The sequence below is a fragment of the uncultured Eubacterium sp. genome (genome assembly GCF_934525195.1).
In the GTDB taxonomy this organism is placed as follows: domain Bacteria; phylum Bacillota; class Clostridia; order Oscillospirales; family Acutalibacteraceae; genus Eubacterium_R.
This window is the reverse complement of sequence record NZ_CAKSZA010000010.1, coordinates 19,164-31,971: the sequence shown is the minus strand read 5'-3', so window position 1 is coordinate 31,971 and position 12,808 is coordinate 19,164. Positions and strand designations below refer to the sequence as shown.

Here is a 12,808-nt window from a genome sequence, read left to right as displayed (position 1 = left end):
TTTTATTATGGCTTTTTGCCTAAAAGTTTAAGCAGAAGTCGTCTGCATTTAACTGCAAATCTGACTATCTTTGAATTGTATTCCCTGTTCATTAGGCGAAGTTCCTCAATATCGCCGATTTTGTGATACTTCGCAAGTTCGTTTCTCATAGCAACCATTTCACGGAGGTCAATGTGATGCTCCTTGTGATAGCTATAAAGAGTTTTCTTCATAGTATCGTGACGCCACTGCATAATTTCCTCATCGGTATACTGTGATTCGTAAAGCTCGGAAGCAGTGCGAGTTTCGTGCTCTGCCTTGTCGATGAATTCGGAAATGATTTTTTCAAGATTTTCTCTGACAGGCTTGTAGGTGTCAGGGTTCGGAATAGGATTAAGCATATAATCCTTGTACTTGCCTGCGATAACATCCTCGTTGAGAGCCGTGTTTGCATAGTGCTTGTATGGGTCAAGTCGAACCGAATTGAAGTTGTGACGAACCCAAAGCACAGGAGTTTCAAGTGCGATACAAGGAAGTGCACAGTGAACTCTGAAAGTAAGCACACACTTTGCGTTTTGATAAAGGTCAAGTCTTTCCTCAACCTCGGCACGCCTCTGCTCCCAAGTCATAAATTGGTCTGACGGAATAGGACGGGTCGGCGGCTCAACGATTACATCAATGCCGGTGCCCTCCATCTGCTTTTTGACAGCCTCCTCAACAGACTTTGCAAGACCGACAAGAACAATATATTCTCTTTCTCTCGGCTTTGGCGGACGCTTTTTGAGGGTGAGAGTTACGCAACCTGAAAAATAGTTGTCTATTCCACGCTCCGAAAGACGCTCCTGCGTGTAATAATCACGGCAACCGATAGGCTCATATTTTTTGAGATATTCCTTGCCCGGTCCGTCCTCGATATACTCAAACTTCGAAGGCATACCACGAGGCCTGCCTCTTTGAATATCATTATAGTGAAATCCTATCCACAAAGGATAAATATATTTTGACGGCGGCCAATTCCACTTTTCCCACATATACCATGCGCTCATAATGGTTGCAACCGGCTCGTCATCATCAGCCCTAAAGCTGTCCATATCTTCAATATCAACCAAATAATCGGTATGCGGCAACCATTGCTCTGCTGCATATGACTGCATATCGTCACCGATGTTTTTAGTTGTTTTTCTGTACAACACACCGTATTTCATTATGTAATACTCCTTAAAAAAATACTTTATATAGTATGTATTTATCTTATCACACCCAACATATAATTGTCAAACATTATACTCTTTATTTTATGTAAACATTGTGCTATAATGTAGAAAAGTGATGTTGAGGTGACTATATGAATTGGGCAGAAATAAAAACAAATGACATCGCAAACGGCGAGGGAGTGAGAACATCTCTTTTTGTTTCCGGCTGCAGACATCATTGCAAAAATTGTTTTAACGAAATTACATGGGACTTTGGATACGGAAATCTTTTCACCGAAGAAACCATGGAGGATATATTCAAAAGCGTTGACCACGACTGGATAAACGGAATTTCACTTCTTGGCGGAGAACCGTTTGAACCTGAAAATCAAAAGGTGCTTGTGCCGTTTTTGATTATGTTCCACGAAAAATTCCCGGACAAAACCGTTTGGTGCTACACAGGTTTCACCATTGAGCAAATTCTCGGAAGCACGGAGGAAAAGAGCCGTGCCGCAACCGACATCAGCAAGGAAATGCTGTCGCTGATTGATGTGCTTGTTGACGGCCCGTATGTGGAAGATTTGCACTCAATCACGCTCAAATTCCGTGGTTCATCCAATCAAAGAGTAATCGACATAAAGAAAACCATCAATGAACAAAAAATCATGCTTTACCTTGAATAAGCACGATGTTGACAAAACGAAATAATTGATATATAATAAAAACAGATAAGGAGCTTGCCCGATAGACGGTTAGCCCCACATATCGATTAAAAAGAGATAATCGCTCCTGTGGAAATGTGGCGATTATCTCTTTTTATTATCTGTTGCTTTTATGTATCCTGTGGCTACAACTATAAAGATAATAGCAAAAATAAGATATTCCATCACAACACCCCCTTACACCTTAAAAAGGTCGGGGAAAGATTTAACCGCCTACCGTACCCGGTAGTTTTCCTTATCCTTTGTAATTATACATAACACATCAGATTTTGTCAACAAACTGTAATTCGGCGTAGTTCAGGAGCTTTATCGACAGACTAAAAAACTCGGAGCAGATGCTCCGAGTTTTGTTTTAGGTTGTTAATTAGCCAAGCTCTGAGAAGTACTTGATTGTTCTAACCATCTGTGATGTGTATGAGTTCTCGTTGTCATACCATGAAACAACCTGAACTTCATATGTGTCATCAGCAACTTTAAGAACCATTGTCTGAGTAGCATCAAAGAGTGAACCGTATCTCATACCAACGATATCTGAAGAAACGATTTCATCAGTGTTGTAACCAAATGATTCTGTTTCCTGAGCCTTCATAGCTGCGTTGATAGCTTCAACAGTAACTTCCTTGTCTGTCTTGATAACAGCTGTAAGGATTGTTGTTGAACCTGTTGGAGTAGGAACTCTCTGAGCAGAACCGATAAGCTTGCCGTTGAGTTCAGGAATTACAAGACCGATTGCCTTTGCAGCACCTGTTGAGTTAGGTACGATGTTAACAGCAGCTGCTCTTGATCTTCTGAGGTCGCCCTTTCTCTGAGGACCGTCAAGTGTCATCTGATCGCCTGTGTAAGCGTGGATTGTGCACATGATACCGCTCTGGATTGGAGCAAAATCGTTAAGAGCCTTAGCCATAGGAGCAAGGCAGTTTGTTGTGCAAGATGCAGCAGAAATAACTGTATCTTCAGCTGTAAGTGTGTCGTGGTTTACATTGTAAACGATTGTAGGAAGGTCGTTGCCTGCAGGAGCAGAGATAACTACCTTACGAGCGCCTGCCTTAACGTGAGCAGAAGCCTTTTCCTTTGATGTGTAGAAACCTGTACACTCAAGAACAACGTCTACACCAAGCTCGCCCCAAGGAAGCTCAGAAGCGTCAGCCTTTGCATAAATCTTAATTTCCTTGCCGTCAACGATGATTGAATCGTCAGTAGCTGAAACTGTATCAGCAAGAGCATACTTGCCCTGTGATGAATCGTACTTCAAAAGATGAGCAAGCATCTTTGGGCTTGTAAGATCGTTGATTGCAACAACTTCGTAGCCTTCAGCGCCGAACATCTGACGGAAAGCAAGACGACCGATACGGCCGAAACCATTAATAGCAACTTTTACCATTGGATTATACCTCCGAAAATTAAATTAATTAAATAAATTGCTTTATTTTATTGCACTATTATTTTATACTTTTTACTATTAATAATCAAGCGAAAATTGCATTTTTTACAGATTATACAAAAACAATCTATATACCCTACATATATTATGTTAATTTTGTAACAATCTGCAAAAATTTGGCGATATTTTGACTGAATCGCAAACAATATCACCACGATTTTCGCCTAACCTATTATATAATTTATTATCGTGTTGGAAACGAGCATACCTTTTGGGGTCAATGCGATTCGCTCACCGAGGTCGGCAACATATCCCATTTTGACAAGATCGGTGCAATCTCGGTCAACAAGCGATTTGTCAATTCCCTTTGCAAGGCGGAGTCCGAGCATAATTTGTTCTTCCTTGTCACCGCCTGTGCCGTCATCGATTTTGTTCCATTCTCTGTCGTAGAAAAATCTTCTGCCGTCCCAAAAACTGTGAGCCGATTTGCCTATTCCGAGATACGGGGTCAAAGTCCAATATTTCGTGTTGTGCCTGCTCTCAAATCCGGGAACTGCAAAATTGCTGATTTCGTACTGCTCAATTCCAAACGAAGCCAGCGTTTCAACGGTTTTGAGATACATTTCGCCCACAATGTCATCATCGGGCAAAACAAGTCGGTCACGCATTTGGTAGAACTTTGTGCCCTCCTCGATTTTCAGCATATAAGCCGACACATGAGGAACGCCCATACTTTTGATGAAATCGAACGAATAATCGAGCGAGTCAATCGTTTGCTTAGGAGTGCCGAGCATAAGGTCAAGGCTGACGTTTTCTATCCCCGACCGCCTTGCATAATTTATCGTGCGTTCAACTTCATTTTTGCCTGCCACTCTGCCGAGTGCAAAGCGTTCGCTGTCAACCGCACTTTGCATACCGAGACTTATACGATTAACGCCGTATGAAGCATATTTTTTGAAATCTTCGGACAAATCCTTGCTCGGATTACACTCAACCGTAATTTCCGCATCGTCCGAAATTTCAAACTGTTCCCTTGCGCAATCAAGGATTTTTCCGATTAATTCGGGAGGCAAAATACTCGGAGTGCCCCCACCGAAATAAGCAGTATCAAAGATACCTTGATACTGCTTAATTTCATCACATATTTCTTGAACATATTGCTGTGCAGACGCTTCGTCAAACTTCACGCTGTAAAAATCGCAATACGGACATTTGCTTTTGCAAAACGGAATGTGAAAATACAATCCCGAACGCTCATCAATCATAATTAACCCTTTTTGGCTCTGTTTTCTGCCTTTAATCTGAGTTCCTTGCTGAGGATTGTTTTGCGGAGTCTGATTGATTTTGGAGTAACTTCAAGAAGTTCGTCATCTGCCAAAAACTCCATACTCTGTTCAAGTGAAAGAGTGGTTGGAGGAACAAGCTTGAGTGCTTCGTCCGAACCGCTTGCACGAGTGTTTGTGACATGCTTTTTCTTGCAGACATTGCATACAATATCTTCATCCTTTGCACATTCGCCGACAATCATACCCTCATAAACATCAACGCCCGGACCAACGAACAAACGACCTCTGTCCTGTGTGTTCCAAAGTCCGTAACCTGTTGTTGTGCCTGTTTCGTGAACTACGATTGAACCGCGGCTTCTTGTTTCGATTTCACCGTGCCATTCTTCATAACCTGCAAAGAGCTGATTCATAATACCGTTGCCGTTGGTGTCGGTCAAAAATTCGCTTCTGTAACCGATAAGACCTCTTGACGGAATCTTGATTTCCATATGAGTCATACCTGTCGGGCGGGTATCCATATTAATCATTTCGCCCTTGCGTGAGCAAAGCTTTGTCATAACAGCGCCGACATATTCTTCAGGCACTTCAACAATTGCGGTTTCCATAGGTTCAAGCACCTTGCCGTTTGCATCTGTCTTTGTAATAACCTGCGGACGGGAAACTTGGAATTCGTAATTTTCTCTTCTCATAGTTTCAATGAGGATTGAAAGGTGGAGTTCGCCTCTGCCCGAAACCTTGAATGTATCCATAGAATCGGTTTCTTCAACACGCATAGAAACATTGGTTTCAACTTCCTTGAACAATCTGTCACGGAGATTACGAGAGGTTACATACTTACCCTCTCTGCCTGCAAACGGTGAATCGTTAACGATGAAGTTCATACTGATTGTAGGCTCATCAATTTTTACAAACGGAAGCGGCTCGATGTGTTCAGGGTCGCAAGCAGTTTCGCCGATGTTAAGGTCGGCAATGCCGGCAACGGAAACAAGGTCGCCGAACTCTGCGCTGTCGCAAGCAACTCTCTTGAGTCCCTCAAACTGATACATCTTTGTGAATTTGACATTCTCCTGTGTTCCGTCCTGACGGCAAAGGACATAAGGAGTGTTAACCTTAATTGTGCCTCTTTCAACTCTGCCGACACCGATTCTGCCTACATAATCGTCATATTCGAGTGACGAGAACAAAATCTGTGCAGGACCGTCAGGGTCGCCGACAGGTGAAGGAATGTATTCCAAAATAGCATCCAAAAGCGGACGCATATCGCCTCCACGAACGGTTGGGTCGGTTGAAGAATAGCCCTCTCTTGCCGAAGCATAGATAACAGGGAAATCAATTTGGTCGTCATCAGCACCAAGTTCGATGAAAAGGTCGAGAACCTCGTCAATAACTTCGGCAGGTCTTGCGCCGTCACGGTCAATCTTGTTGACAACAACAAGCGGAGTTTTATGTAAGCCGAGTGCCTTTTTGAGCACGAATCGGGTCTGAGGCATACATCCCTCAAATGCGTCAACAACAAGGAGAACGCCGTCTACCATAGTGAGAATACGCTCAACCTCTCCGCCGAAATCTGCGTGTCCCGGTGTGTCAACGATGTTAATTTTTGTGTCCTTGTAATGAATTGAGGTGTTCTTTGAAAGAATTGTAATGCCTCTTTCCTTTTCAAGGTCGTTTGAGTCCATTACTCTTTCCTGCACAACCTCGTTGTCACGGAAAATACCGCTTTGATGAAGCATCTCATCAACAAGGGTGGTCTTGCCGTGGTCAACGTGAGCAATAATTGCAATATTTTTTATGTTTTTTCTTTCTTCTCTTGCCACAATAATGCCTTCTTTACTTCTTTTTATTAAAGCTGTCTCTGAGCTGTACTGTTCTGTTAAATACAAGTGCACCCGGCTTGCTGTCCTTATCGGTGCAGAAATAGCCTATGCGCATAAATTGAAATCTGTCGCCCGGCTGAGTGTCTGCAAGTGCCTTTTCAACATAGGCGGTTTTAACTTCAAGTGAATCAGGATTGAGATTGTCCTCAAATGAGCCGACGCCCTCCTCGTCACTTGGATTTTCAACATTGAACAAGCGGTCGTAAAGTCTGACCTCTGCTGTGTTGCAATCGTTTGCATATACCCAATGGATTGTGCCTCTGACTTTTCTTCCGTCAGGAGTGTCACCGCCGAATGTTTCAGGGTCATAAGTTGCGTGAACAGCGATAACCTCGCCGTTTTCGTCCAAATCATAGCCTGTGCAAGTTACGCAATAAGCCTTGTAAAGTCTAACCTCATTGCCGACGAACAAACGACGATACTTGCTGATAGGTTCAACCATAAAGTCGTTTCGCTCAATCCAAAGTTCCTTGCCGAAAGGAATTGTGCGCTTGCCGAATTCCTCGTGATCCGGATGATATTCAACCTCAAGTTCTTCAACCTTATCATCAGGATAATTGTCAATAATGAGTTTGAGCGGGTCAACAACAACCATTGCTCTCTTTGCATTTCTGTTAAGACTGTCACGAACACAGCTTTCAAGCATTGCAAAATCAATTACGCTGTAAGCCTTTGAAACACCGATTTTTTCGCAGAAATCACGGATTGCATCGGCAGGATAGCCACGGCGACGCATGCCGCTGATTGTTGCCATTCTTGGGTCGTCCCAGCCGTCTACAATGCCGTCCTGAACAAGCTTTAAGCACTTTCTCTTTGAAGTGAGAGTATAGTTAAGGTTCATTCTTGCAAATTCAATCTGTCTTGGCTTTTCGCCCTCAACGCAGTTGTCGCAAACCCAATCATAAAGCGGTCTGTGATTTTCAAACTCCAATGAGCAAAGTGAGTGTGTTACCTTTTCGCAGGCATCCGAAAGAGGATGTGCAAGGTCGTACATAGGATAAACGCACCACTTGTCGCCTGTTCTGTGGTGATGTGCATACATAATGCGGTAGATAATCGGGTCACGCATATTCATATTCGGTGACGCCATATCAATCTTTGCACGAAGAACCTTTGAACCTGCCTCAAACTCGCCGTCTGTCATTCTTTGGAACAAATCAAGGCTTTCTTCAATAGGTCTGTCACGGTATGGACTGTTCTTGCCCGGCTCGGTAAGAGTTCCTCTCATCTCTCTGATTTCGTCTGCCGATGATTCATCAACATAAGCAAGACCTTTTTTGATGAGCTTAACCGCACATTCGTAGATATAATCAAAATAGTCGGACGCAAAGTAGATATTATCCCAATCAAAACCAAGCCACTTGATGTCCTCTTTGATTGACTCTACATATTCTGTGTCCTCTTTAATCGGGTTTGTGTCGTCCATACGGAGGTTACAAACACCGTTGTACTTGTTCTTTACACCGAAGTTGATGCAAATAGCCTTTGCATGTCCGATGTGGAGATAGCCGTTCGGTTCAGGAGGGAATCTTGTTTGAACTCTTGAATATACGCCCTCCTCCAAATCTTCATCAATAAAATCGTGGATGAAGTTTTGGGTTACGGTTTCCTCGTCTTTGATTTCATCAATTGCCATTTACATTTCCTCCTTGTAGTGATTTAGTGCCGAATTCAATCTTGCCTTTACTGTGTCCTCGCCCAAAAGTGCGGTGATGGCAAAAAGGTCGGGTGTGTTTGTTCTGCCTGTGAGTGCCACACGAATAATTGTTGACACATCGCCGACATGACCCTCAAATTTTTCAGGCTCTGCCTTGTATTCCTTGACATTCGGTGTGCATCCGACAAGAGGACAAACCTCTTTCATTCTGCCAAACCAAGCGTCTTTGTCGTCATCAAGATTTACAACCTTGAGGTATTCCTCAATAACCTTGACTGCAAGTGACGGAGTTGCGTTGCCGTTAAGTTCGTAATTCGGAACAAAAGTTTCGTCATACATATAGCTTACATAATCGAGCACATCGCTCCACTTTGCAATATCCTTACGAGGCTTTTTGCCCTCACGGTCGATGTTGAGAATTGCGGTTGCCTTTGCCTCATCCTGTGCAAAAAGTTCTGCAAGCTGCGGCTGATATTCCTTTGCCCAAGCGTAGGCAAGCTCAAACACCTTTTCGGCAGGCATAACAGAAATAACATTCTTTGACACATCGGTGAGTTTTACAATGTCAAAAAGTGCACCCGACACGCTCATTTTTTTGAGATTGAACGGGAATTTTTCGATAGGCTCTGTTTTGTTCATTCTGCGCCAATCCTCAAAATTTGAATTGGCAAGAGTCATCATATATTCATTTACGCTTTCCTGAGGATAACCCTCCTCTGCGTAATAAGTAACGGCTGCTTCAGGGTCTTTACGCTTTGAAAGTTTGCGCTTGCCTCCGTTTTCCTCCTTCATAATAGGAGAAACATGAGCATATTTAGGAGGCTTGAAGCCAAGCACCTTGAACAGTTGAAGATGAATCGGAACGGAAGAAATCCATTCGTCACCTCTGACAACATGGGTTGTTCTCATAAGATGGTCGTCAACTGCGTGTGCAAAATGATAGGTCGGAATTCCGTCCGATTTGAGAAGAACAACATCCTGAACATTCTCCGGCATTTCAATCTTGCCCTTAATCATATCGTCAAAATAGCACTTCTTTTCAAGGTCACCCGGAGATTTAAGGCGAAGAGTCCAGCTCATACCTGCATCAATATTAGCCTTGATTTGCTCAAATGAAAGGTCACGGCATTTTGCCCATTTGCCCCAATAGCCCTTGATGCTTTCGTTTTCCTGTGCGGTGCGAATTTCGTCAAGTTCATCGGCAGAGCAGAAGCAAGGATAAGCAAGTCCCTGCTCAACAAGTGCCTTTGCATAAGTTTGATAAATTTCAACTCTTGCGCTTTGATAATACGGACCGTAGTTGCCGATTTCTTTTTCGTCACCGACAACGCCCTCGTCTGCATTGATTCCGTAAACAGAAAGTCCTTTGAGCATTACGTCAATAGCACCCTCAACTTTACGCTTTTGGTCGGTATCCTCAACTCTTACATAAAACACACCGTCGGTAGTTTTCGCTGTCTTGTAAGACACCATACAGGTGAACAGGTTGCCAAAATGCAAAAAGCCTGTTGGACTCGGAGCAAAACGAGTTACCCTTGCGCCCTCTTTAAGTGCTCTTGGCGGATACATATCTTCCATATCCTGCGGAACTTTTGTGATGTTTGGAAACAAAAGCTGTGCCAATTCTTTATAATCAGTCATATTTTCTCCCTAACGAATTACAAAATTTTTAAATCTACATAAAATTACATTTTATTATCTCACAAACGGACTTGATATTCAATATTAATTTATATATTTATTATAATAATTTATAAAAATTATACAAAGATGGAATAATTTTTTTGTGAAAAAGAATAAAAAGGTCTTTTAATCCTCGACCTTTTTGTTCTTAAACACTATTAATTTTGAAAAAACATAATTCAGAATTATAATAATGAACGACACTGCTACCTTTGAATAAATGCCGTCGGTGAACAAAATTTTCATTCCTACACCCATTTTTTCAAACAAATTGTAAAACAGATTATCAAACGAAGTCTTTACAAGAAGCGGAACGCAAACAATCTCAATAACCCCCGTAACACCACGAGATGCAAAAAACGACACGGCTTCTTTAAGGACAAATTTTACCTCCCAGCTTTTCGATTCAAACACCCACAATTTGTTTGTGACATATGCAAAACTCACGGCACAAACCCAACTGACAAGATTTGCCCAAAACACCGACATTTTGCAAAAATTGACAAACACGGTGTACGTGCCCCACGAAACAACGGTTGTGAGCACACCGAAAATAAGATACATAATTATTTCCTTGTTAAACAACTTTTTCATAAATCAAAGTCCTTGTATAATTTTTTCAGCTTTGATATAATATTTTAGCACAAAGAACAAATAAGGTCAACAAAGCACAGCAAAAGGAGAACTAAATGAACATAAAACTCGGAAAATATCGTCATTTCAAAGGGAACGAATATGAAGTTATCACAATCGCCAAACACAGCGAAACACTTGAGGAAATGGTGGTTTACAAAGCACTTTACGGCGACGGCGACACCTGGGTTCGTCCTGCAAAAATGTGGAACGAAACCATAGAACGCGACGGAAAAATATTCAAAAGATTTGAATATATCGAAGATTAAAATTCATCATTTTATCACAAAAACGTCAACAACAAACCTCGTTTTTAACCTTTGCAAAATGCAATTTAATAATCATCCAAACAAAAGAAAATCCGAAACTGTTATGACAACAAGTTTCGGATTTTTTTATTTTTGGTGGAGATGGCGGTAATCGCTCGGTTCGCTTCTGCGCTCACCGACACGCCGCGCCTAAAAACAGTCCACCGGACTGTTTTCTTAACGGCTGTTTCGATTACATTCCACAGCATAAATAAAAAGAGCACCGCAAGGGTACTCTTTTATTTTTGGTGGAGATGGCGGTAATCGAAACCGCGTCCGAAGAAGAATTGCCAAGGGCTCTACGAGTGTAGTTTATCGTTTGGGATTCCCCTCACGCATCGGCGACAAACAGCCTATACGCTACGGTAGCTTCTGATTCCTGATGAGAGCCGAAGCACTCTCTCATTCATGTTCGCCACTAATCGACGCCCTCATCCAATCCGTGGCACTATCGGTGAGAACGGAAGGGTGCTTACGCAGCCTTCAAAGAAACTGTATTATTGTCAGTTAATTTTAAAGTTGTTACTTTTAAAGCGGTGCAACTCCGCTACTCGCTGACCAAGGTTTTCCGACCCCGTCGAAATCCTTTCATCCCCGTATTTTCAAGTGCCGTGCACTCAATATCGTTCTTTAAACTCCCTTTCAATCGTGCGGTTGGCATCCTTTTTTGCCTGAACGGCACGCTTGTCGTAAAGTTTTTTACCTTTGCAAAGTCCGATTGACAACTTGGCTCTGCCGTTTTTGATATATAATTCAAGCGGGATAATTGACAATCCCTGCTGTTGACTTTCGCCAAACAACTTCATAATCTCTTTTTTGTGGAGCAAAAGTTTCTTTTTGCGAAGCGGGTCACGATTGAAACGGTTGCCCATCTCATACGGTGAAATGTGCATACCGATAACAAACATCTCGCCGTCATCAACACTGCAAAAGCTGTCTTTCAAATTAACTCTGCCTGCACGGATTGACTTAATCTCCGTGCCGAAAAGTTCAATGCCTGCCTCGTATTTTTCCAAAACAAAATAGTCGTGATAGGCTTTTTTGTTGGTTGCAACTGTGTTATTCTCTTTTTTCTCCAAGTCTATCACTCCTTTGTTATTTTGTTAAATCACGCTTCTGCCCTCAATTGCCCTTGAAAGAGTTACCTCATCGGCATATTCAAGGTCTGCGCCGACAGGAACTCCGTAGGCAAGCCTGCTGACCGTAATGCCCATAGGTTTGAGCAATCGGGATATATACATAGCGGTTGCCTCGCCCTCAACGGTTGGATTGGTTGCCATAATGACTTCCTCAACCTCACCGTCACCGAGTCGTGCAATGAGTTCCTTAATCCTGATTTGGTCAGGTCCGATATTATCCATCGGCGAAATCGCACCGTGGAGCACATGATATGTGCCCTTGTATTCGTGCGTTCTCTCAATCGCAACAACATCCCTCGGGTCTTCAACAACGCAGATAACGCTCTTATCCCTCGTGTTGTCCTTGCAAATCGGGCAAAGTTCATCATCAGCCAAATCGCAACAAATCTTACATTGCTTGATTTTGGTGTGAGCGTCGGTAATTGCCTTTGCAAACTCCTGCGCCTGTGCATCGGACAAGCCGAGAACATAAAACGCCATTCGCTGTGCGGTTTTATGGCCGATACCCTGCATCCGCTCAAATTGATCTATTAAATTTTGAAGCGGTGCAAGATTGTACGCCATAATTATCCTCTTATATTTTCAGATTAAAGTCCCGGAATATTGAGTCCGCCTGTTACGGAATTAAGTTCTCTTTCAGCTTCCTCATCGATTTGACGGGTAACTTCGTTAAGAGCTGCAACAAGCATATCTTCAAGCATTTCAACATCCTCAGGGTCAACAACCTCAGGATTGATGCCGATTGCCTTAACTTCATGACTGCCTGTCATAGTGATTTCTACCATACCGCCGCCTGAAGTAACAACATATTCCTTTTGCTCAAGCTCATTTTTCTTTGCTTCGATATCCTCTTGCATTTTTTGAGCCTGCTTGAGCATTGCCTGCATATTCTGTGGGCCTCCGCCCATACCTTTTGGAATTCTTGCTTTCATAATATTCTCCTTAATTAA

The 12,808-nt window shown here is 42.6% G+C and carries 12 protein-coding genes and 1 other RNA gene; 2 read left to right on the top strand and 11 right to left on the bottom strand.

The features are described 5' to 3' along the window. Positions 1-5: 5 nt before the first annotated feature. Positions 6-1,184, bottom strand: coding sequence for a polysaccharide pyruvyl transferase family protein (locus tag Q0E03_RS08890; RefSeq protein WP_297131858.1), 1,179 nt, complete (start codon positions 1,182-1,184; stop codon positions 6-8). 140 nt (positions 1,185-1,324) lie between these two features. Here Q0E03_RS08890 and nrdG point away from each other — a divergent pair, with 140 nt between their 5' ends. After that, positions 1,325-1,855 carry an anaerobic ribonucleoside-triphosphate reductase activating protein gene (nrdG, locus tag Q0E03_RS08885; protein ID WP_297131854.1) on the top strand — a complete coding sequence of 177 codons (531 nt, stop codon included), beginning with the start codon at positions 1,325-1,327 and terminating at the stop codon, positions 1,853-1,855. Between the two features lie 403 nt (positions 1,856-2,258). On the opposite strand, the gene gap is transcribed toward nrdG, so the two are convergent. The 6 genes from gap to Q0E03_RS08855 form a co-directional block, all read right to left on the bottom strand. Next, positions 2,259-3,275 (bottom strand): type I glyceraldehyde-3-phosphate dehydrogenase, encoded by a 1,017-nt coding sequence (gene gap, locus Q0E03_RS08880; RefSeq protein WP_297131851.1) that lies wholly within the window; start codon positions 3,273-3,275, stop codon positions 2,259-2,261. Positions 3,276-3,499: 224 nt separating this feature from the next. After that, complete coding sequence (gene hemW, locus Q0E03_RS08875; protein WP_297131848.1) at positions 3,500-4,540, bottom strand: radical SAM family heme chaperone HemW; 1,041 nt, start codon at positions 4,538-4,540, stop codon at positions 3,500-3,502. 2 nt (positions 4,541-4,542) lie between these two features. Beyond that, the gene (gene typA, locus Q0E03_RS08870) at positions 4,543-6,378 is read right to left on the bottom strand and encodes a translational GTPase TypA (RefSeq protein ID WP_297131845.1); all 1,836 of its coding nucleotides are present in this window, start codon (positions 6,376-6,378) and stop codon (positions 4,543-4,545) included. Between the two features lie 13 nt (positions 6,379-6,391). Beyond that, the gene (locus Q0E03_RS08865) at positions 6,392-8,074 is read right to left on the bottom strand and encodes a glutamine--tRNA ligase/YqeY domain fusion protein (protein WP_297131842.1); all 1,683 of its coding nucleotides are present in this window, start codon (positions 8,072-8,074) and stop codon (positions 6,392-6,394) included. Continuing rightward, the gene (gltX, locus tag Q0E03_RS08860) at positions 8,075-9,736 is read right to left on the bottom strand and encodes a glutamate--tRNA ligase (RefSeq protein ID WP_297131839.1); all 1,662 of its coding nucleotides are present in this window, start codon (positions 9,734-9,736) and stop codon (positions 8,075-8,077) included. It abuts the gene before it with no gap. A 168-nt stretch (positions 9,737-9,904) separates the two neighbouring features. Continuing rightward, positions 9,905-10,372 carry a GtrA family protein gene (locus Q0E03_RS08855; RefSeq protein ID WP_297131836.1) on the bottom strand — a complete coding sequence of 156 codons (468 nt, stop codon included), beginning with the start codon at positions 10,370-10,372 and terminating at the stop codon, positions 9,905-9,907. Positions 10,373-10,467: 95 nt separating this feature from the next. On the opposite strand from Q0E03_RS08855, the gene Q0E03_RS08850 reads away from it, so the two are divergent. Then, positions 10,468-10,680: a DUF1653 domain-containing protein gene (locus tag Q0E03_RS08850; RefSeq protein WP_297131833.1), complete on the top strand. Its 213-nt coding sequence runs from the start codon at positions 10,468-10,470 to the stop codon at positions 10,678-10,680. A gap of 285 nt (positions 10,681-10,965) precedes the next feature. On the opposite strand, the gene ssrA is transcribed toward Q0E03_RS08850, so the two are convergent. The 4 genes from ssrA to Q0E03_RS08830 all read right to left on the bottom strand — a co-directional run bounded on the left by ssrA (position 10,966) and on the right by Q0E03_RS08830 (position 12,790). Next, positions 10,966-11,315: a transfer-messenger RNA gene (ssrA, locus tag Q0E03_RS08845) on the bottom strand. A gap of 21 nt (positions 11,316-11,336) precedes the next feature. Next, complete coding sequence (gene smpB / locus Q0E03_RS08840; RefSeq protein WP_273337778.1) at positions 11,337-11,804, bottom strand: SsrA-binding protein SmpB; 468 nt, start codon at positions 11,802-11,804, stop codon at positions 11,337-11,339. A gap of 18 nt (positions 11,805-11,822) precedes the next feature. Next, positions 11,823-12,422, bottom strand: a complete 600-nt coding sequence (gene recR, locus Q0E03_RS08835) for a recombination mediator RecR (RefSeq protein ID WP_297131830.1) — start codon at positions 12,420-12,422, stop codon at positions 11,823-11,825. A 23-nt stretch (positions 12,423-12,445) separates the two neighbouring features. Next, positions 12,446-12,790 (bottom strand): YbaB/EbfC family nucleoid-associated protein, encoded by a 345-nt coding sequence (locus Q0E03_RS08830; RefSeq protein ID WP_294837137.1) that lies wholly within the window; start codon positions 12,788-12,790, stop codon positions 12,446-12,448. Between the last annotated feature and the right edge of the window lie 18 nt (positions 12,791-12,808).